Below are 20,299 nucleotides of genomic sequence, written 5' to 3'. Positions count from 1 at the left end.
AACGGCTCCACGTGCATCGCCCAGCCGCAAGGCAGACAGATCCGCTCCGCAGAGGTTGCCGACGCCGCCACGTGCCGCCCGGATGGCCACCACCACAGCGACGAGCTACGCGTCGGGGCCGGGAAGGCCCAGCGAGGCCACGTAGTTCAACAGCGCGCGTGCCGCTTCACCCTGGTGGGACGTCAAGAGGAAGGGCAAGCCACTTACCTGCACCTTCACTTGACAGCACTAGATAGCCAGCGGACGGTCCGGGTGGGGTCACCTCCGCAATGGCGCCATTGTTGGGTGATGGGGAACGGTTCGCGTGCGGAGTTCGAGGGTCGTCGGCCTGGCAACGCATGTGATTGCTGAACTCGTCGCCTAGGTAGGCCCGTTGTGGGGCTCGCAACGCGAGAGGCGTCTTCGTTCACGGCCCCGACAGCGAGCGGCCGGGGCCGGCGCCCGGTGCAGGCCGGTCTTCGTCGACCGGCTGTTGGCCACCCTGATCCATCTGCGGCACGGGGTCACGCACGACGTGCTCGCCTGCTGGTTCGGTGTGGCCCGTCCCACTATCACCTGGGCGATCGGCGAGGCGCGGCTGCTGCTGGCCCAACGCGGCTGCATGGTCGCGCCGGATACCTGGCTGAACGCCGACCGAGGTCACCGAGTGCCTCGGGACAAGCGGACGGACCGCGATCACCGATACCACCGAGCGCGCACGCTGCGGCGTTGATCTTCGAGCACGTGGTGCTGAATCGGCCCCGCCTCTCCCTCACTTGCCTTACTTGACTGAATAACTGCCAGCGCATGTACCTGCAGAGTTGCTTGACAGCACTAGATAACGAGCGGCACGCACAGACCTCGGCAGCAGCTCCGATCAACGGCGCGAGGTACGCGCACTTACACCGGCACCCGAATAACAGGCGCTGGCCAGGTCCGCTATGAGCACGACGCTCTCAGCCGCCTCACCCTTCGCCAGAAGACCCGACTGTCGCGCAAACCCGCCACCTGGCGCTACACCTGGGGCCCGCCTGCCGAAACCACCCGACCAGGCGCCCTCCTCGATCAGATCGCCCTCACGGCGTAGGCGTGTTGTCGGCCTTGACGTTGAAGTTGATCTGGGATCCAGCGACTGAGGACACGGTGACCGACACTCCCAAGGTGCTGCCGTCGTCCGCTGTGAGCTTGCACCGGGTGGTGGTGCCTACCTTGCCGACGAGGTCCTCAGGACATGTGATGTGTGGCGTTGGCTGACCCGTTGCGGCGGCGAGCTTTTTAGCGACTGTCGTGGCCAGCTTGTCCGCGGACAGTTTTGGCCTGGGCTCTCCCCCGTGGTTCGACGAAGAGACCGAGCAGCCGACAAGCAGCACGCCGGCGGCTAGCGTTGAGACGATTGAAGCTGCTGCGGACAACCGGGTTATGGGCATGGTGGACTCCGGTCCAGGTGATCAAGGCAGGAAGGACGCGGGAAGCATACTGGCAGGCTGCTCCGGGCAAGATGGGGGCTTCCTCTGGGCATGAGCGCGGCGGAAGGCTCAGAGGGAACGCGCGGGCAGAGCGCTTCGATGCATTCCTTGCACGCGAGATGCTGATGTGAAGGCTGGTCCACCGATCGCTGAGTCGGCCTGGACGGCCTCCCGCCGGGCCGGCCGAGTTCAGGGATCTGCTGTTCCTCGACGCGATCCTGCCGTGTCGACTGTCTTGGCGCGACGGCGGGAGAATGCCTCAACGCTCCTGCCAGTTGCCTGCGGCGTTCGGACGCGCGGCGACTTGCAGTTGCCCACGTGGCAGCCTCCGTTGGCGGGGTTTCCGCGCTGGCCCGACCGGGAGCTGGCGTAGGTCCATCTGTCACTGGACTTCTGGATCGGTCCCGGCTCCGGTCGATCCGTTCGGAGACTTGCAACTTCGACAGCAGGGGTCTCCTGTTGCCCGGATGGCTTGGCAGCCACGACCTGCTCGGGAAGCCCTGCCTTCATGGCCGGACCACCGGAGGATCAACTGACCGGGAACCCTGGTTCGACCGTCAGGTGGACCACTCGATACGACAACGGCTTCTCAGCCTGCAGCTCCAGCCGTTGGCGCCGGCCACGGTGTCCGGGCTGAAGAAGAAGTTGTGTACGCCGATGCCGAGGTCGCCGATCGGGTAGCTGCCGTCGGCGATGCGGGACGGTAAGGCGGCCCCTGGCCGGTGACAAGACTCGTGCAGGGGGAGAATCGCCGGACGACGATCGAGGAAGGTCCGGTGGCGGCCGGAGCGAAGCAGCCCACCGGTAGATACAGCGGCAGAACCGCTGGTGAACGACGTGCGGAGCGTCGGCAGCGGCTGCTCGACGCCGGACTGCAACTCTTCAGTGGCGACCCTGGATACCGCGCTACCTCGGTGAGCGCCCTGTGCGAGGAAGCGGGTCTGTCCACCCGACAGTTGGTATGAGGCGTTCAGCAACCTCGAAGCAGCGCTCGCCGCGCTCCACATGCTCATCAACAAGTGGGCGGAGGAGGCCGCGATCACCGTGCTTGCGGCGATGCCGGAGGACGGCGTCGAGGAGCGCGCGGCCGCCGCGTTCCCTGCGTACGCGAAGAGCGCGACCTGCGACCGGCGGCGGATCAGGATCGCCTTTGTCGAGGTCGTCGGCGTCAGCCCACATTCGAAGCGCAGCGGCTGGCGCGGGCCGCGTGCGGTGGGCCGAGGTTATGCTGCACGAGCTGAAGCGGGCTGCCGGCAGGGGCGAGGCGGCGGAGCGGGTGGCAGCGACGGCCTTCATCGGCGCGGTCAACGGGCCGCTGCACGACTGGACCGCGGGCGCGATCGACGCCTCACCGGACGAGATCGTCGAGGAGCTGCTGCTGATGCTGATCGGGGTGCTGCGGCCCACCGGGGTAGCGGGCGGCGTCTTACGACGATGTTCGCAGTTGAGGTTGGGGCGTGTTGGCCTGGCGGGTTGTCGGGTGGGTGATCAGCGGCGGGCCGCCCGATCGGAGGCCAGGGACACGATGGCATCGATGGTCTGGGCCAGGTGCTCACGCTTGCCGTGGTAGCGCTCGAGGACTCTCCAGGTTTTGGTCTCGGCGATGGCGTGCTCGACGCAGATCCGTTCGGATGACTGATGCCGGCGCGCACGCTGGTAGACGGCGGTCTCGTCCGCAGAGGCGGCTTTGCCGGGCTTGGGCGGCGGGACCACGATCCGCTTCGGGTCGAGCTTGGCCACGCCCCGGTAGCCGGAGTCCAGGGACAGTTCGACGTGGGGGGACTGGGCGAGCAGGTCCTCGATGCCTTCGGTCTTGAGCGCGGTCTGGTCGTGCATCCTGCCTGGCCGATGGGCGCCGATCCACAGCGGGCGGCCCTCGCTGTCGGAAGCGACGGTGCACTTGTGGGTGTTCTGCCGCCGCTTGCCTGAGACGAACCGGCGCCTTCCGGGCCGGTGGGCGGCGGGTCGGCGGACCTGGATCTCGGTGCCGTCCAACCGCAGGCGCACGCCCTCGGCCTGGGCATAGGCGAAGAGGTCGGCCAGGGTGCGCAGGCGGAACCCGGTGGGGGTAGCGAAGCCGCGGGCGGCCAGCAGCGGCCTGATCTCTCCGATGGCCTTGGTCACGGTGCACCGGTCGACGTCGAACAGCTCGGCCAGGGCCGCGTGGGTGAGGTCCAGCCGCAGGTGCGCGAGGGTGACCAGGACCCGGTCTACGAAGACCAGCCCGTGCTGACGGCCCGCACCTGCGGCCCGAAGGCGTTCACCGTGGCGTCGCTCGTGCAGTCGGCTCTCGCGTTGAGCTGACCAAGGCCCGGCCAACTCCTCGATCAAGTTGTCGAGATGTGCACGGGACAGGCCCGTGAAAGCAGAATGAGACAGGGCAGTACGGGCCCATTGAGACGACACGTCCAATGAACCCTACGGCCCTGTTCACGTTACGGCCCGACGCCTCGCTGATCGCCCGCAACCGACGACGAGCTGGACATCGCCACTGTGATGGTTCTGGGGATCAGGTCGAGTGCCTGCGGGTAGCCACTCATGCCTCGAGGTCGCGCAGGCCGACGCAGTCAAAGTCCCAAAAAACCTCTGAGTAGACGAAGGTGCCCGTCATCCACGGCTCGTGAGCGGACAACCGGGCGACCTGGAACGCGGTTTCAGGAATACGCAGCGACGGCGAACGGAAGCCCACCGCGCTGGCACCCTCGAAACCGCGCGGGCCGTAGTAGCGCGGCGAACCCTCCAGGAATACCAACGGCACACCCTGGCTGTCGGCCACCGCGAGGGCGTACGCGATGAGCTGAGTACCGATGCCCTGACGCTGGAACTCCGGGACCACGCCCAGCGGTGACAGGGACAGGACGTCCACGATCCGGCGCGGAGCGTCCAACCGCGTCGCGCTCAGCAGAACATGCCCGACGACCCGGTCATCAACGGTGGCGACGAAGGACATCGGCGCCAACGCAGCCTCCGCAACGCGAAGTGCCTCCACGAGTCCGGGCACCCGCTCGCTGTCACCGAAGGCGCGCGTATGAACCTCGCGCACGTCTCGGTGATCGTCAGCGGTCTCTTGCCGGATCACGAGCCCGGCACCACCGGGAGCGATCCGAGAGCCTTCAGGCGCATCGTGTGACGTCATGGCCGCGAGGGTAGATCGCGGGGCGGCTCGTGCGCGAGGCAATTGCGCAGCAGGTCGTTAGGGCGGCCAGGGCGGTTGCATCGGCGGACATGGGGGGCTCGGCGCCCGGGCCAGTGGCACCTGACCGACCCTCATACTCCGTGTCGTCCCCTGATTTCCGATAACGATGAGCGGGCGTCAGCATGCCATTGAAGAGGTTGGTGAAGGTGGGGTGGATGCCTCCAGGAATCGTCAGTGGCGGGGCGGGGTAATTGTCCTACGCGGTCGCGATGAGGGAATTGTTCCAACTTCCCTGCGCTTTCCTCTACTTGAATGCCGCCGCCTCCCAACCTGTTCATACCGAGGCGCCGACCGGGACAAATCGACGATAGGCCGATCTGTGCAACTAGCGGGATTAATAGGGCGAGTTGCGGACGGATGGATCGAACCCCCCGGCGGCCTGACGGGTCCACAGATGGTGATAGATTCGCCCGAACGACAGTGCCAACCTGCCTGTCATTAGCGCGTGTTCACGGGGGTGGTTCGAGGGTGTCCAGTAGTCGCGAGGACTTTAAAGCCGATCCGGATGAGATCAGGGCTGGGGCTTCGGATGTACTGAAGTCTCTTAACCCGGCCAAGCGTGCCGATTTCGGAGCGCTGAACGAGGACTTTGATGGGTCCGGTCAGGGTGACAAGATCCTCGCCGATAAGTTCGAAGCTTTTTGCGATACATGGAACGTGGCCTATCTCGTTCTCGGTGACCACGCAGGAGATATATCGGACAAGCTAAAAAGCCAAGCGGACACTTACGAGCAAAACGAATCCCATACCGACGAATATATAAAATATATAAATCAGAATAAGAATGGTTCGGGACTGTAACAACGGGGGCGGCATGACGGAAGAGTTGGGCGAAACAAAAGACCCCAAGGGGCTCATCCCTGGCAACGCAGGGGACGTCGAGGGCGTCGCGCGGGCACTGGAGAAGCAATCCGGCAAATTCGAGACCGTCGCGCATTCACTGGGCGCCGTACGAATATCCGGCTGGAGCGGCAAGGCCAGCGACGAGTTCTGGGAAAAGCTTTCCGGCGAGAGGAAGAACTGGCTGTACGCCTCCGATGCGCTGTCCGACGCGGCTGCGGCAATCAGTAGGTACGCCACGGCGTTGAGCGCGGCACAGGGGCAGGCGCGGGAGGCAATCGAGCTGTGGGACGGCGGCGATGAAAGCCAGGCCCAGCTGATTCTGAAGACCGCCCGACAGCACGTGCGGGACGAAGCTGATTCGGCGGCGGGGAAGCTGGAAGACGCGGCCGGCGGCGCTTCCGACGCGCCGTCCTGGCTGCAAAGGGCAGGCAAGACCGCCGAACAGCAAAAGGAATCGGGAAAGGTCACCGCCAGCCTCAGGGAGCTCTACGAATCCAGCCCACTGACCGACAAGCCGAATAGCAAGAAGAAGTACTACGGCGCGGCGGGGCCCGAGGATCCCAATGCCAAGAAGCCCCGAGCCTCCGAGGTCAAGCTGTGGGAGCGGAAGGCCGAGGTAAGTGCCTGGGAGAAGGAGGCGGAAGGCGAGTCGCAGTTCGGAGACGACGGGAAGGTATCCGGGAAGGCCGGTGTCAAACTTCTCGGAGCGGAAGGCACAGCGGCTGCGTCCGTGACCGACGGCAGACTCCAGGCCGGAGCCAGCGGTAAGGCGTACCTGGCGCAGGCATCCGCGGAGGGCGGCGTCGAGTACGGCCTCGCCGCGGCCAAGGGGGACGCCTCGGCGTTCGTCGGGGCTGAAGGGGCAGTGAACGCATCCGTGGGCAAGGACGGAGTGCACGCGGGCGCCGAGGCTTTCGCGGGCGCCAAGGCGACTGCGAGCGCCCACGCGGATGTGGGCGGTATCGGGGCCGGTGCCACCGCTGAAGGGTGGGCCGGAGTCGGAGCTGCGGCCCATGCGGATGTTGGCATGAAGGGCGGAAAGTTCGTTATCGGTGCCGATGTGGGCGTCGGACTCGGACTCGGGGGCAAGATCGGCTTCCAGGCCGAGATCGACCCGCAAAAGGTCGCGGACACGGTCAGCGACATTGGGGACAAGGTGGGTGACGGCCTCGACGCGGTGGGCGAAGGACTGGATGCCATCAACCCCTTCGGATGACACTGGCCTCGCATTTCGCACACTAGGGAGTTGATCCACGATGGCGACCACGCTACCGGTAAAGATCGAATTTTCGCTGCCGGAAGGCTGGCAGCCGGCGCCCCCCGATGAGGTGGGCGCTCCCGGAGTGGCTTTCATTGCCCTCCACCCCGAGTCGCAGGACAAGTTCACCGCAAATATCACCATCGCCGGTAAAATCCGGGACGAGTTCGACCTGGTGACACTCGCGCACGAGTCGGTCCAGCGGCTGCGCGAGGGGGCGACGGTGACCGTCGCCAAGCAGGCCCAAGGTGGGACCCCGGAAATGCCTGCGCTGACCCAAACCCTGCGCATCTCCACCACATTGCGCGGGCTGCCCGTGGAGTTGGTCCAGAGCCAGGTCTACCTGCTCATGCATGATGTGCACGACCCGGCCAAACACGCGGTGATCGAGCTGGCATTGACAGCCAAGCAGTCCCAGCTGGATCAGGTCGCGGACGACTTCGAGGAGTTTGTCCGGTCCATTCGCCCGTCGGGCCCTGACGCCACGTAAGTCCTGTGCGCCTCGGCGCTCATGGGTGAGCCCCTCGCGATCCGTATCTGCGAGGGGCTCACTCGTCCGCATCTGTCCTTAGGGCCGCGTGTTACGCCTGCGCCGGCTGGTGGTCCAGGACGTCACACAGATAGTTCAGCTTGTGCTCGATCTGTTCCGCCCGGAGCCGCCCCCGATGCCAGGTGAGCAGATCGTTTCCCTGGAACCGGAGAGGCTCGCCCTTGGCCCGGGCATCGGACATGAGGAACTGCGCCAAGGAGCCAGTCAGGACACCGCGCGCGAACTCTTCGTCGTTGGCGATCACGCGAAATGCCTCGTCGAATTCGGGGACGCCCAGCTCCATCACTTTGCCGCCGCCGAACAGGGCGCCCGCGCGCGCGTTCAGCTTGTCCAGGGCCCGGGGCCGTTTAATGACCATCCGAGGTACGGACGTCGCCGACGTTACGGCGTACACCGTGGAGCACTGCACCGTGTTCGGGCCGTCCGCGTCCATTCCGCGTGAGTGGTACTCGAAGCAGCAGATGGCGCGACCTCGGAATTCGCCGACGATTTGGTCCCGTATGGGGATATTGGTGCCCTGTCCTGGCAGCGGCTCCCCCCCGCAGTAGCGGTCTCCCCCGCCGGGGACCCAATCGGTGTGGCTCCAGCCCCGGCTCTCCACCAACTGGAGCAGCTCTTCCATCTGTTGGGGGCTTCGGTCATCCCTCTTCTTCACGTACCGCGAGGCCCAGATGAAGAACCAGAAAAAAGCGGCCATGAACAGGATCATGCCGACAAGAATGAGTACTTCCCATGCCTCGTTCATGCGGCACAAGTATGTCGGACGGTGCAACGAACGCACGTACCGGGGACGGGCGGCGGGTGGGTCGACCCCGTTTGCCCCGCTTCGCAGATGACCCTTCGGGCATGCAGCCGCGGGGACCTCGGCCGGTCCCGCTCGTCTCGCCGCCGCTGCCCGGCCCCAGAGGGCTTTCTGAGCCAGCATGGTGGCCACTCCGGCCAGCACGATCCCGGCGAGGTTGAGCAGCGGCTGCTCAGACGAGCCGCGGGCCTGCTGTACTGCCCGTAGCTGAGGGCGACCGCGGCGTCGGCGGCGGCCCGGACGATGGCCACCCAGATCGCCACGCCGACCAGCGCGCCGGACTTCGCAACGTCGGCTCGGTTTCGTCGAGGAGGGTCGAGCTTCCACCCAGAGCGCCGATGCCGCTGCTGCCGGTCCGGCAGCAGCGACGGGCCTGTTCCAGTTGAACCCGGAGCAGGCCCTGCGGCTTCTGTGGTCGGGTAGCCGGAGACCATTGCTGGTCTCCGGCTACCCGACCACAGCTTCTCGCAGGGAAATCAGGAGCTTAAGGAGACTGACACAGAAGAACTTGACAGGGAACACTCCTGTGACGACGACGTCGTACTCCTGATGATCGGCAAGCATGATGTCCATCCTGCTCCATGTCGGCGGGCATCAGATATGGCGGGTAGACCGGGCACCGCGGCGAAGTGGGGCGGGTCGGCGGCTGCTTCGGCTTGCTTCGGTCCGTGGGTGCAGGGCTGGTACATCCGATGCCTGTCCGTTCTCAACGAGGTTCGCTGACTTCAGGTCTCTGATCTGGGAGTTGTCATCTTGGAGTGACACGGGTCCGTCCGCTGGAGTGTCACGTGCCATGCGGGATGATCAGCCGGGCCCTGATGTGTCATCGAGCGTTGTGAGGGTTGGTTCGCTGAGCTGTGATTTGTCGGTCTCGCTGATACTGGCCGTGCGCGTTTCTCGCCGAACTTGGCAGTTTCCGGAAGAGGTTGAGGTCGCTGTCTGCGGCTCTGACTCCGAGCCTCCGTGCGGTCTCTTGGGGGAACTTCTGATGTGCGAGCCAGTGTGGCAAGGCGAGCAAGGCCGTGAGCTTGACTGTCTCGGGGTAGGTCGCGAGTTCAATCCGGGGCGGCGAGGGACGGCGGGGGTCTCCATAGGGGTCCTCGCCGAGAAGGTCGATGCGGTCGGTCCAGCGTTGTTGCAGGTCGGACGGTTCTCCGTCCTGGAACCAGTCCAGGAGGCAGTCGCGGGCGATGGCGTAGTCCCGCGCGATGGAGGACGCTCAGGTTCGGCGGGCGAGCCGGCGGTGCCGCCGGCTGGCCTGTTGCACTTCAGGCAGGGCGTGAAGGCGATACTGCTCGTCGCCGAGGAGCCATAGATGGTGCCGCAGACAGACGGCTTCGTGAGGTGGAACGTTGCGGATCACGAGCCCGCGAACTCCTCGTCGGGCTATGCAACGGCGGCAGGCCGGACGTCGGAGCACTTCGTCGGCCTGGTCACTCACGGGCCGCAGGGTGCTCTCGGTCTGTTCACCGATCACGGCGAGGGTCGGCATCGCGTGAGACAACTCGGCAGGAGTTCTCCCCGCCAGGGCGGAGAGCCGGAGCAGGGTCTCGGGAGTCCAGTGACCGGTGCGGTTGTCGTCGCGACGGGGGTGCTGGTTGTGCCCGAGCAGGATGGACAGAAACCGGACTGGCAGGCGGTTGGCGTCGGCGAGCCGGTTCAGATAAGAGCCGGTCGTTTCACCGTGTATGGGCGGCGGTGTGACCGGCAGTGTCCGCAGACGCATACTCATCCGGCCTTCCTCGCCGGGGCCGACGGTCGGCGTCGGGGACGGGTCCGTTTGACGCCTCTGTCCAGTTCAACCGCGTCGAGTCCGGCTCGTGTGATCTTCTCGGTGCCGTCGAGGATGGCGTCCAGTGCGGCTTCCCGGATCAGATGGGACAGGCTTCCGATCATGCCTGCGGTGCGGTCGTGGAGGTAGGCGCTCAGCTTCAGCAGGGTGTCCGGACGGTGAGCGTGCAGACGCAGGGCGCCCTCCAGCGTCGACACCAGGGACTGCCATGATTCTCTGTCCCGGGTGGTCCTGTGAGGGAACGAGCTGGTGGTGATTTCGGTGTAGCGGCTGGCGATCTGCCCACCGCGGCGTCCTGTGAACAGCCCGGTGTCCTCGACATCCACGCCGGCCAGGACGAACGTCGCCGGGATGCGCTCGGACAGGTACTTGATCTGGTCGGAGGCTTCCGCCCCCATCTTGGTACGGATGTCGAGATTGTGCAGTTCGTCGATCAGCACGAGACGGCAACCCCTGCTGCAGAGCAGGTCGCAAACCCGATTGGTGATCTCAACCTGGCTGAAGCGGCTGGGCAGTGGCAGACCGATGAAGCGGGCCAGCTCAACCGCCAGCATCTTGGGCGTCGCTGCCGGCGGGACAGTGACATAGACGACAGGCAACGCCTGGCGGGCGACCTCTCCCCGGCGCCGGGCGAGGAGTTCATAGTTCTTCCCGAGTTGGGTGATCGCGGTGGTCTTCCCGGTGCCGGCGGCTCACGTGACGATCAGTCCGCGACGGGCCGACTGCTGGTGGCGGTTGAGCAGGATCCGCTTGCGCCCGATGGCGGTGATGTGCTGGATCGTGGGAGTACGAAAGATGACCAGTCGTGAGTGATAGCCCTCGCGTTCCCGCTCGCGTGCGGCCCGCTGGGCGTGATCCAGCCGCTGGATTGCGGCCGGTGGCAGCAGTTCGGGAGCGACGACTTCCTCGGCGACGAATCGCGTCCAGCCCTCTTTCGTGCTCAGCGGATGGACCTCCTCGGCTCCCTCGTGGGCCTCCGGGGTGAAACTCACGGACGGCTCCCGTCGGTGAAGGCGTCGAAGACGCCGAACGGAATGACTTTGCCGGCCGGCTCATCCTCGTCGTCCTGCGGATCGTCGACGATGGTGGGACGGAGACTGGGCAGGACAGCGTGGTCGGTCGCCGCACGGGTCCGGGCCGCGACCTTGCGGTCCGAGCCGCGCTGGGCCCGTGTCAGCAGGTCCTCCATGACGACGGCGATCGCGCCTTCGTCGGTGTCATCTGCACCCTGGGCGGCCAGGATGGAGCGGGCATGCCGCCAGGTGAAGTCGGCGAAGGGGGCGGAGACCGAGTCCATCCGGGTCCATGGAACGGTAATCCAGCCGCCTGCCCGGTGGTCGCGGACCCAGACGTGGGACAGGTCGTAGGGGTCGTAGTGGACTTCCCAGAGGCCGCCCTTGAGGTCGACTCCGGACGGCTGCCTCCGGTAAGGCGCCAGCTCGCGGCAGTCGTAGGTGCGGTAGTCCATGACGATGCCGTAGTCGTTGATCTTCCGCCATTCCGCGGGCAGCAGCTCGATGTAGTCGTCGCCGGTCAGACAGACCGGCAGATGTCCGCCTCGGGCCACGAGCATGGCGTAGACCTCGTTGGGCGACAGAGCCCGGCCTGGCAGGAACGGGCTGCGGAGACTGTCATGGGGCCGGGTCTGCCACCGGGCCACGACCCACTCGTCGAACAGGTCGGCGATTTCCCTCAGGGTCCAGACCGCTTGAACGTCCTCCCCGCGGTGGGAGGAGCTGGAGCCGATATAGCCGGCGACGTGCTGGCAGAACAGCGTGTTGATCAAGGCGTAGGTGCGTTCCACCACGCCCTTGTCCGTCGGGGTGGCAGGCCGGGCCGGCTGGACGGAGATGCCCAGAGACTGGCAGGCCGTCACGAAGGTCTCGGAGATGAACACCTTCCCGTGATCGACCACGATCGTGTCCGGCACGATCACCGGCTTCGCCGCCGCATGCTCCAGCCGGGCATCCACGCTCATCAGCCGCGCGTGCGGAATCAGGGAGGCGGACATCCGCAGGGCTTCGTGCCAGCCCGGCCGCATCGGTTCCGGGACCAGAGTGCGGGCCAGCAGCAACGCCGCGTCCACCGCCTTGGTGCCTGCGGGCCGCACAACTGCCGCGCAGATCGTCCGTGTGGCGACATCGACCGCGATCGACAGCTCGATCCGGCCCGTCACTCCGTCGTCCAGGACGGCCAGGACGTCCAGCGGAGTTGTGTCGATCTGCACGACTTCGCCGGGGCGGGCGGCTTGCGTCGGAGTGAACGCCCCCTGCGGCCTTCGGGCCTGGGAACGTCGGGCTGTGGCGGTGCCGAAGGAGTGCATGCCCTCCGACAGGGATCTCACCAGCCGGTAGAGAGTCGACCGTGATGGCAGAGGAACGGCACCTTCACCATGATGCTCGACCAGCAGCCGTTCGGCCTGCCGCAGCACCCGGCTCCGCGTTCCGGTCGACAGCTTCTCTTGCCCGGCCAGGGCCTCCCGGATCGCGTCGACCAGCCGCGGGTCCGCGTGTCCCGTCGGCTTCGAGCCCCGTGTCGCCCGTCGGTCCACCAGCCCCCAAAGGCCCTGCTCGCGCCAGCACCCCCGCAACCGGAACAAAGTCCGCGCGGTCATGGGTGTGCCCATCGCGGTCAGTTCCTCGGCCTTCGTGGCCAGGCGGTCATTCACCGTGTGCCACTTCGGGTCGTACTCCGGCCGGACCGACGCGTTCGGTCCCGCGTCGGGCGAGACCCCGGTCTCCGCCTCGACCAAGTGTCGCTCCAGGAACCTGGCCTTCCGCAGAGCAAGTTCCGGCACGGTGTCCAGCAGCCCGAACGACGGTAGTCCCGGCGCAGTGGGCAACGAGTCGAGCAACTCGAAACCGTCCGACGCCAGCAGATGAGAGAACAGCACCAGCGACGCCCAGCCAGCCTCGTCCTGCAACCGCACCGTCGTGCCCGCCAGACCGGCCACCACCTGGACCTGCCCGTCGAACCGGACCCGGTCACCAACACGCAGCACCCCACGGGGTCCGGTGCCCGTCACTGCCGCGGCTCCTGGGCCATCACCACAGTGCGATCGCTCAGCCGACGGGCAGATCCGCCCGCAACACACCGCACCACAGCAGATGAAAGACCACCGGCAACACCTCGATCGGATCACCCACCGTCGCCGCCTGCCCCAGCAGCGGCCCGGGGACCACGAAAGCCGACCGGACCGCCGCCGTCACCCCCTGAGACACCGCGAAGCGAGGATGGCGATAACCCGCCAGCCAGCGCAGATTCGCTGCCCTCACAGGCTCGATGTCACCGACGACGCGGTAGGCCCACCCCACCGCCTCACACGCCTCCCGCATCCGCGCAAACGACTCCGCCGCCCTCGCATCCATCCGGTCCGCCGGACGGCAGTCGACCACCAACCCGGCTGCGTCGACAGCCCGCGCGAAGTAATCCGGGGCATGCGAACGACTACGGCCCGACTCCCTGTCCCTCCAACTCAGCCAGAAGGGCTGGGAGGCCAGCCCCTTCACAAGCGGATCGAAGTCCAAGAGCATCGCGTGGTCACGCTCCAGCCAGGACTCGAACCCCACATGCCGACCCGTCGTCGCCGCCCAGTACAGGCCCGGGAAATGGCGCTGCCCGCGGTGGGACGGAAAGTCCCGCACCGGCGATGCATCCTCGAACGCGACATCCCCGGCCTCGGCCAAGGGCCGACGCCTCTCCTCACCGCCGGCCGTCGCCCATGCGATCTCGTAGTCCGTCGCGTCGGCGTACGCGGAAACGTGCTCAGCCCCGCGTCCCCTGACCGACGCCGCCGCGGGCATCGTGCGAACCCCACTCATGGGACGACCATGCCGGGTTCATTGACACAGACCAGATCAGATGAGACGCAAACCGCCCTGAAGAGGGAAACCGGGCCTCGCTCCACACGGCTCACCGAGAACAACCGCTGTGATCCCCACCTTGCCTGAGAACACCAAGCTCCGCTGGCACGGGACAGATGCCTGGCCTGCGACGACTGGGGTCGTTGACACAGAACGCTATTCGACTGCCTTCGGTGACACGACGACTGACTTGGATGACGACGGACACCGGCATCACTCGTCGTCCGGAGAGCGCGTGAATGTCGGTGAGAAGTAAGAGCACTCAATGTGCTGCGGGGCGCTCGTTGATCACGTGCAGGGGCAGCTCGGTCCGTGGCAGGATGACGGGATGTTGATCCGAAAGGCCGATGCCGCGTAGGCGTCCCAAGGCTGTCCGCGCTGAGCGATGGCGGCCACGTTAGATATTTCCGGTGCAACGGATCCATGGCCTCTCCGCCCTTACTCGTGCTGCCGTTCGGCGCCTGGAAGACGAGCGGATGGAGCGGGGGTACTGTCGCGCTTTGAGTGGGCGTTCAAGCAGCCAGGTCGCTACTTGAACGCTTCTCAGGTGTGGGAGTCCGGCCTGGAGGTCGAGGCTGCGCGTGACACCTTGGACGAGGCCATGCGTCACCTGCCTCGCGGTGCCGGCATGCTCTGGGCCGGCTGGTGCAGCGAATAGACGCCGAGTTCGAGCGTCGTACTCTGCCGGACCCTGGCCGAATGAGCGAGTGGACGGCGGGCCGCTGGTGGTGGCGAATCCGAGAGCGCTGACTGATGGGGACTCCCGACTCGTCCACGCTCACGGGAACTGCGCTCACTCGGCGGCGGCTTGTTGTTCGGCTCGGGCTCGGGTGGTGGCGAGGCGGTAGGAGAGCCGGTGACGGTCTCGATGATGTTGCCGCTGAAGATGAGGCGGTCGGCGATGGCAGCGCACAGCCGGGGAGCCGGCCGTCGGACGCCGGCGACGCCGCGCGTGAACTGCGTGCAGTTCAGTCGTCCTTCATTGACCGCAGAAGTCGTGCTCGTACGTCAGCCCTTCGGTTTCTTTCGACCGTGTCGTCCGGCTCCGGGATGGAGTGAGAGGTGGACTCTTCGGGCATTGTGCCAGCATGGGCTAGCAATGCCTCGTCGATCATCTTGCTGGAGCGGATGACTACGGACTCCGCCGGCTCTTGCGGCCAGACGGCAATGAGGTAGTCCTCGACCGGCTCGTCGCTGACCCCGTCCGGGTTGAACGAGCGCCCCCGGGCATGGACGCGCATTCGATACCGGCCCGGTCCTTGGGGATTGAGCACGGGAAGGTCGTCGGGCGTAATTTTGTAACCGGAGTTGATGCGCAGATCGCCTTGAACTGACTGCACGCTGATCTCTACGACCTCCTCCCAGTCAGTCGCCTCTACTGGCGGCGCGGCATCGAGGGACTGAGCCCTGACTCGCACAAGGCCGGTGTTGATGCCGGTGAGGATCCACGCTCCGTAGTCCATCGGAGCGGCGAGGCCGTTCGACCATCGCACCGTATCCATGGGCACTTGGGCGGCATCAGAGACGCCGAAGATCCCCTCGTTGACGAACATGACAGACGATGTGGTCACGTGTACGAGGCTACCCGGGGAGCAGGCACGGAGGCGGGCACTGCGGAGAATCCGCAGCGAGGAAAGCCATGTGCGCCTGGATTGTCTCTTCGGGATAGACGGCTAATGGTGGAGTCGGGTATTGGAACCCTCGGAATGCCTCGGCCGGGGCGCCCGAGACGCCGGTCACAGATAGTCGAAGAAGCGGGTCCACCACGTCGGGGGAGGCTCGGGCGGGTAGTAGGAGATGAGGTCGCTGACGCCGTCGTATCTCGTCCCGAGCAGGTGTTCTGAGATGGCGACGTAGCCGAGTGCTTCGAGCTCGCCGTCGACCCGGTGACGGTCGGTGGCCTGGAAGAGTTCGCGTTCCTCGTCCTCGTCGTAGCTTCCGGGATTGCCCAAGGTCACGGCTGTCAGGTTCCCGAAGTTGCTGACGGTCACGGTGATGTGATCCCCGCTGGTGGTGGCGGTCTGCGGGATGGTGATCGTCCCGTGGTGGCTTGCGTCCTGGACGTACCGATCAACGGAGCAGGTGCACTGGAATTGCTGGTCCAAGCGGGCTGCGAGTTGGTCAAACCGTGCTCGGACGGCGGCGTGATCGTAGCCGCGGGGGAACTCCATGTGCTCGGGGTCGTCGAGTTGCCGGAGCAGGGCCCAAGCACTCTGGTCATCGAGGGTCACGTACGTTTTCTCCTTGCTGTCGGCGTGTGGCTCGCTGGCCGACATCGGCGGCGTAGGCGCCCCAGTCTCCGGCCGATGCCTTCTGCCACTGGACGGCGACCTTGATCTGGGTGCCGAGCATCCGGGCGAGGATCGCGGCAGGCAGCTCGCTCGCGAGGGTGAACAGCGCAGCGGACCGATCCTGTTTGGATCGAATCCCGATGTTGTGGAGGCGCTTGCCGATCTGGCTGTCGGTGACAGGGCGCCCTGGATGACCGCCCGGGAACAGCCAAGGGACGTCGTCCGGGGTGCCGACCTCGGCCTTACCGCGGCGAGTCGCAACAAGCTCGCGGACCAGGCTGGTCAGTGGTGTGGGGAGGACGACTGGCGAGCTGCCGAATGTGATGGTGACGACGCCCCGGTCAATGTGGACGCCGGTGACCGTGATGTGAGATATGAGCCCTCACCAAGGAGCAAAAAGCCCCTCTGACCTGGGCATTTGACTTGATCACTAGAATCGAGTCCCATTCTAACGGGATGTACGTCCTGTACATTTTTTACGGAGAGGAGCAGCCATGCTGCGACCCACGGCCCGCTACGTCCTGCCGGAATTCACCGAGCGCACCTCCCACGGCGTCCAGACCCTCGACCCGTACTCCAAGCTGCTCGGCGAGCGCATCGTCTTCTTGGGCACGCCGCTCGACGACGCCGCGGCCAACGACGTGATGGCGCAGCTCATGTACCTCGAACACGCCGCCCCGGAGCGGGACATCTCGCTCTACATCAACTCCCCGGGCGGCTCGTTCACGGCGATGACCGCCATCTACGACACGATGCGCTACGTCTCCTGCGACGTGGAGACCGTGTGCCTGGGGCAGGCCGCCTCCGCCGCCGCGGTCCTGCTGGCCGCCGGCACGCCCGGAAAGCGGCTGGCGCTGCCCGGCGCCCGGGTGCTCATCCATCAGCCGTCGTTCGGCGAGCCGGTGCGGGGGCAGGCCACCGATCTCCAGATCCAGGCCGCGGAGCTGCTGCGCACCCGCGACCGGCTGGAGGAGATGCTGGCGCGGCACACCGGGCAGCCCCGCGAGCGGATCGCCGCGGACATCGAGCGCGACAAGATCCTCGACGCCCGCGCCGCCCAGGAGTACGGCCTGGTCGACGCCCTGACCCGTAACCGCAAGCGGTCCGCCGCCGCGCTCGGCGCGCGGTGAGGGCAGGTGCTGCCCCCCGAACTGCCCCCGCTGCCCGCGCTGACGCGGGCGGAGGGCGAGCTGATCGACCGTTATCTGGAGGTGCTGGATCTGCTGGGCCGGATCAATCCCGCGCGCCGCGACTCCACTTACGGCGGCCTGCGGGCCGCTCAGGCCCTGGTCGGCAAGGCCGCCGCGCTGCGCGACGCGCTGACGGTGATGCACGAGCGGGGCGAGAGCGAGCTGCACCGGGCGACGCTGGCGCGGGCGTTGCGGGTTCTCGACGGTGAACGCCGCTCCCGCCTCGCCGCCGTTCCGCCGCCCGAGGACTGACACGACACGCCCGAACCGGCCCGCTCGTACGGCGTAGCCCGCACGCCCGTCGCGGAGGGGTGACGAATTGCGCGGGGCGGGCGCGTTTCGGGCGGCGCGCGGGGCTTCGTCGCTGGTCCCGGCGTCGCGAACGCGCCGTGCACGCCGCAGAAGCGGGCATAACGCACCATTCAGCCCAAACGTGACTCATGTCACATATCGCGGTTTCAACTCGGAATTCGGGTGGAGAGTGCGTGAAGATCCCATCGACGACAAGACCCCGCCACAGCGGCGGGGCGGTCCGGACGGACGCCTAATCCTGCCGCCGTCCCGGATGTCCGGTCGACGCGGTTGGTTCGGCAGGAGCGGAGGACCCGAGCACGACGGGGCGCCGGCCATCGCGGCCGCGGGCCCCTTGGGGTGAAGCCGTACGCACGGCCGGGCATCTTCGCCTGCCCGAACCCGACAGGTCTTCCTTCGCAGGCGGCTGACGAAGGGTCGCGCATGACCATGCGCAGATATGTGCCGCATCTGCTGGCACGCGCCGGCATCATCTCCGCCCTGGCCCTGGTCACCGTCGGAGGCACCACGCTCGCCCCCGGCACGTCCGGGGACGCCGAGGCGGCCTCCGCCTCCACCAAAGCGCTGCGGATCGCCGCCTCCAAGAGGGGCTCGCCCTACCAGTACGGCGCCCAGGGACCGCACCGCTTCGACTGTTCGGGCCTGACGCTGTACTCCTTCAAACGCGCCGGCAAGGCGCTGCCCCGCACCGCCGCGGCGCAGTACCACCGCACCCGACGCGTCTCGCCGTCCGCCCGCAAGACCGGTGACCTGGTCTTCTTCCACTCCCGCCGCGGGATCTACCACGTCGGCATCTACGCGGGCCGGGGCCGGATCTGGCACGCGCCCAAGGCCGGGACGGTCGTCCGCCTGGAGCGGATCTGGACCGGCGCCATCTCCTACGGACGCGTGGGCTGACGCGCGGTATCTCCTACGGACGCGTGGGCGACGGTCCACCCCCGGTCCGGCGGTCGACGGCCCGGCGATCACGGCCGTCCCCCGCCCCAGGGGATCAGGGGACGGCGACCGGCCAGGGCATCGTGACCCAGACCGTCTTGCCGCCTTCCTCGGTGGGGACGACCGTGAGGCCGCCGCCGGATTCCGCGGCGAGGTAGCGGATGATGACCAGGCCCCGGCCGTTGTCCTGCTGCACCGCGGCCGGGAGCCGGCGCGGGCGGCGGGGGTGGCTGTCGGTGACGCCGACGCGCAGGTGCTCGTGGCGGTCGAGCCGCAGGTCGACGGTGAACGTCGGGGACCGGCCGAAGGTGTGCTGGACGGCGTTGGTGGTGAGTTCGGAGACGATCAGGCGGACGGAGTCGGCGGTCGGGCTGCCGGCCGGCAGCCCCCACTCGGCGAGCACGTCCATGACGTACCCGCGGGCGACGGGGACCGACGCCGGGACACTCGGCAGGGTGAGTGAGGATTCCTGGTGGTCCGCCATCGCGCCGTCCTTTTCCCACCGAGCCCCGGCTCCTGCGCACTGTCCAGGGAGCCGGGATGCCGATCGGGACACCGATACGGCCTCGGGCTGCTGCTGTGCGTCAGACTGCCACCCCGGCGGTCGGCATGCGGCCGATCCACCAAGATGCGGATATATCTATCGCCCGATGCGGTGAACTCTGCTCCGACAGCCCGTACACGTGGTGGCGTGACGGGTTGTCAGCTACGCCCGGGGGCCGGGCAGGGACAAACCCGCGGCGGTCGCGGTGGCGGGCGCCGTCGCGACGATCGTGGCGACGGCCAGGTCGATCTGGGCGTCCGTGAGGTCGGCGCGGGCGGTGAGCCGCAGCCGGGAGACGCCGTCGGGCACGGACGGTGGCCGGAAACAGCCGACGGCGAGCCCGGCGTCCCGGCAGTCGGCCGCCCAGCGGACCGCCTCCTGCGGGGACGGCGCCCGTACGGAGACCACCGCGGCGTCCGGCCTCACCGCCGCCAGACCGGCCGCGGTGAGCCTGGTGTGCAGCTCCCCGGCGACCTGCCCGGCCCGGCCGGCGCGGGCCGGTTCGCGGCGCAGCAGCCGCAGCGCGGCGAGGGCGCCGCCGACCGCCGCTGGCGCCAGTCCGGTGTCGAAGATGAAGGACCGGGCGGTGTTGACGAGGTGCTCGATGACGCGGGCGGGGCCGAGCACCGCGCCGCCCTGGGAGCCCAGCGACTTCGACAGCGTCACGGTGGCGACCACGTCCCGGTCGCCGGCGAGACCGGCGGCCGCGAGCGCGCCGCTACCCCCGGCGCCGAGGACGCCGAGCCCGTGCGCGTCGTCGACGAGGAGGGACGCGCCGTGTGCCCGGCAGGCCGCGGCGAGGGCCGGCAGCGGGGCCGCGTCGCCGTCGACGGAGAACACCGAGTCGGTGACGGCCAGCGCCCGGCCGTCGTGCCCGGCCAGGGCGGTGCGTACGGCTTCGGGGTCGGCGTGCGGGACCACGGTGGTGCGGGCCCGGGAGAGCCGGCAGCCGTCGATGAGCGAGGCGTGGTTGCCCGCGTCGGAGACGATGAGGGCACCGGGGCCGGTGAGCGCGGTGACGGCGGCGAGGTTCGCGGCGTAGCCGGAGGAGAGCACCAGGGCCGCTTCGAATCCGCAGAACGAGGCGAGTTCGCGCTCCAGCTCGGCGTGCAGCTCGGTGCTGCCGGTGACGAGCCGGGAGCCGGTCGCGCCGGCGCCCCAGCGGTGCGGGGGGGGGGGGGGGCCGTCGGTCGCCTCGGAGTGCTCGGACAGTCCGAGGTGGTCGTTTCCGGTCGGGTCGAGCGGAGGTGGGGTGGGGGGGCGGGGGCGACGAGTCC

At 67.5% G+C, this 20,299-nt stretch carries 19 protein-coding genes and 5 pseudogenes; 9 read left to right on the top strand and 15 right to left on the bottom strand.

Annotated features, from left to right (window positions below):
- Positions 1–328: 328 nt before the first annotated feature.
- Positions 329–616: pseudogene (locus ACZ45Z_RS03615) on the top strand (helix-turn-helix domain-containing protein); the annotation flags it as partial.
- Between the two features lie 439 nt (positions 617–1,055).
- Here ACZ45Z_RS03615 and ACZ45Z_RS03610 read toward each other — a convergent pair.
- Positions 1,056–1,406 carry a DUF4333 domain-containing protein gene (locus ACZ45Z_RS03610; protein ID WP_468355366.1) on the bottom strand — a complete coding sequence of 117 codons (351 nt, stop codon included), beginning with the start codon at positions 1,404–1,406 and terminating at the stop codon, positions 1,056–1,058.
- An 815-nt stretch (positions 1,407–2,221) separates the two neighbouring features.
- Between ACZ45Z_RS03610 and ACZ45Z_RS03605 the strand changes: the two are divergent.
- A pseudogene (locus tag ACZ45Z_RS03605) lies at positions 2,222–2,856 on the top strand (TetR/AcrR family transcriptional regulator); the annotation flags it as partial.
- Positions 2,857–2,933: 77 nt separating this feature from the next.
- On the opposite strand, the gene ACZ45Z_RS03600 reads toward ACZ45Z_RS03605, so the two are convergent.
- Positions 2,934–3,851, bottom strand: a complete 918-nt coding sequence (locus ACZ45Z_RS03600) for a transposase (RefSeq protein ID WP_468355363.1) — start codon at positions 3,849–3,851, stop codon at positions 2,934–2,936.
- A 130-nt stretch (positions 3,852–3,981) separates the two neighbouring features.
- Complete coding sequence (locus ACZ45Z_RS03595) at positions 3,982–4,524, bottom strand: GNAT family N-acetyltransferase (protein ID WP_468355576.1); 543 nt, start codon at positions 4,522–4,524, stop codon at positions 3,982–3,984.
- A gap of 585 nt (positions 4,525–5,109) precedes the next feature.
- On the opposite strand from ACZ45Z_RS03595, the gene ACZ45Z_RS03590 reads away from it, so the two are divergent.
- Genes ACZ45Z_RS03590 through ACZ45Z_RS03580 form a run of 3 tightly spaced genes read left to right on the top strand, consistent with a single transcriptional unit; the run spans position 5,110 to position 7,232 of the window.
- Positions 5,110–5,442, top strand: coding sequence for a hypothetical protein (locus tag ACZ45Z_RS03590; protein WP_468355360.1), 333 nt, complete (start codon positions 5,110–5,112; stop codon positions 5,440–5,442).
- A 13-nt stretch (positions 5,443–5,455) separates the two neighbouring features.
- Positions 5,456–6,700: a putative T7SS-secreted protein gene (locus ACZ45Z_RS03585; protein WP_468355357.1), complete on the top strand. Its 1,245-nt coding sequence runs from the start codon at positions 5,456–5,458 to the stop codon at positions 6,698–6,700.
- Positions 6,701–6,740: 40 nt separating this feature from the next.
- Positions 6,741–7,232, top strand: coding sequence for a hypothetical protein (locus ACZ45Z_RS03580; RefSeq protein ID WP_468355355.1), 492 nt, complete (start codon positions 6,741–6,743; stop codon positions 7,230–7,232).
- Positions 7,233–7,323: 91 nt separating this feature from the next.
- On the opposite strand, the gene ACZ45Z_RS03575 is transcribed toward ACZ45Z_RS03580, so the two are convergent.
- From ACZ45Z_RS03575 to ACZ45Z_RS03530, 10 genes and pseudogenes are all read right to left on the bottom strand, one after another.
- Complete coding sequence (locus ACZ45Z_RS03575; RefSeq protein WP_468355591.1) at positions 7,324–8,037, bottom strand: hypothetical protein; 714 nt, start codon at positions 8,035–8,037, stop codon at positions 7,324–7,326.
- A gap of 132 nt (positions 8,038–8,169) precedes the next feature.
- A pseudogene (locus tag ACZ45Z_RS03570) lies at positions 8,170–8,381 on the bottom strand (DUF389 domain-containing protein); the annotation flags it as partial.
- Positions 8,382–9,313: 932 nt separating this feature from the next.
- A complete protein-coding gene (locus ACZ45Z_RS03565; protein ID WP_468355353.1) occupies positions 9,314–9,826 on the bottom strand; it encodes a TniQ family protein in 513 nt (170 codons plus the stop codon).
- Positions 9,823–10,563, bottom strand: a pseudogene (locus ACZ45Z_RS03560) (ATP-binding protein); the annotation flags it as partial. The gene ACZ45Z_RS03565 and the pseudogene ACZ45Z_RS03560, both read right to left, overlap by 4 nt.
- Positions 10,564–10,578: 15 nt before the next feature.
- A complete protein-coding gene (locus ACZ45Z_RS03555; protein WP_468355351.1) occupies positions 10,579–10,878 on the bottom strand; it encodes a hypothetical protein in 300 nt (99 codons plus the stop codon).
- Entirely contained in the window at positions 10,875–12,911 is a 2,037-nt protein-coding gene (locus tag ACZ45Z_RS03550; protein WP_468355348.1) for a transposase, read from the bottom strand. Before ACZ45Z_RS03550 ends, ACZ45Z_RS03555 begins: the two co-directional genes overlap by 4 nt.
- Before the next feature lie 37 nt (positions 12,912–12,948).
- On the bottom strand, positions 12,949–13,707 hold the full coding sequence (locus ACZ45Z_RS03545) for a TnsA-like heteromeric transposase endonuclease subunit (protein WP_468355345.1): 759 nt from the start codon (positions 13,705–13,707) through the stop codon (positions 12,949–12,951).
- Positions 13,708–14,542: 835 nt separating this feature from the next.
- A pseudogene (locus ACZ45Z_RS03540) lies at positions 14,543–14,670 on the bottom strand (IS21-like element helper ATPase IstB); the annotation flags it as partial.
- 47 nt (positions 14,671–14,717) lie between these two features.
- A complete protein-coding gene (locus tag ACZ45Z_RS03535) occupies positions 14,718–15,320 on the bottom strand; it encodes a hypothetical protein (protein ID WP_468355342.1) in 603 nt (200 codons plus the stop codon).
- A gap of 165 nt (positions 15,321–15,485) precedes the next feature.
- Complete coding sequence (locus ACZ45Z_RS03530) at positions 15,486–15,980, bottom strand: hypothetical protein (RefSeq protein WP_468355339.1); 495 nt, start codon at positions 15,978–15,980, stop codon at positions 15,486–15,488.
- A gap of 13 nt (positions 15,981–15,993) precedes the next feature.
- Here ACZ45Z_RS03530 and ACZ45Z_RS03525 point away from each other — a divergent pair, with 13 nt between their 5' ends.
- The 4 genes from ACZ45Z_RS03525 (at position 15,994) to ACZ45Z_RS03510 (ending at position 18,439) form a co-directional block, all read left to right on the top strand.
- Positions 15,994–16,449 (top strand): hypothetical protein, encoded by a 456-nt coding sequence (locus tag ACZ45Z_RS03525; RefSeq protein WP_468355336.1) that lies wholly within the window; start codon positions 15,994–15,996, stop codon positions 16,447–16,449.
- 85 nt (positions 16,450–16,534) lie between these two features.
- On the top strand, positions 16,535–17,170 hold the full coding sequence (locus tag ACZ45Z_RS03520; protein ID WP_468355333.1) for an ATP-dependent Clp protease proteolytic subunit: 636 nt from the start codon (positions 16,535–16,537) through the stop codon (positions 17,168–17,170).
- Positions 17,171–17,176: 6 nt separating this feature from the next.
- On the top strand, positions 17,177–17,482 hold the full coding sequence (locus ACZ45Z_RS03515; protein ID WP_468355330.1) for a hypothetical protein: 306 nt from the start codon (positions 17,177–17,179) through the stop codon (positions 17,480–17,482).
- Between the two features lie 483 nt (positions 17,483–17,965).
- A complete protein-coding gene (locus ACZ45Z_RS03510) occupies positions 17,966–18,439 on the top strand; it encodes a C40 family peptidase (RefSeq protein ID WP_468355327.1) in 474 nt (157 codons plus the stop codon).
- A 94-nt stretch (positions 18,440–18,533) separates the two neighbouring features.
- On the opposite strand, the gene ACZ45Z_RS03505 is transcribed toward ACZ45Z_RS03510, so the two are convergent.
- A complete protein-coding gene (locus ACZ45Z_RS03505; RefSeq protein WP_468355324.1) occupies positions 18,534–18,962 on the bottom strand; it encodes an ATP-binding protein in 429 nt (142 codons plus the stop codon).
- Between the two features lie 222 nt (positions 18,963–19,184).
- Positions 19,185–20,299, bottom strand: a 1,115-nt coding sequence (locus ACZ45Z_RS03500; protein WP_468355321.1) for an 8-amino-7-oxononanoate synthase, incomplete at its 5' end; no start/stop codon positions are given.

The sequence above is a fragment of the Streptomyces sp. NPDC031210 genome (assembly GCF_055570395.1).
This window is presented reverse-complemented; position numbering and strand designations above follow the sequence as displayed.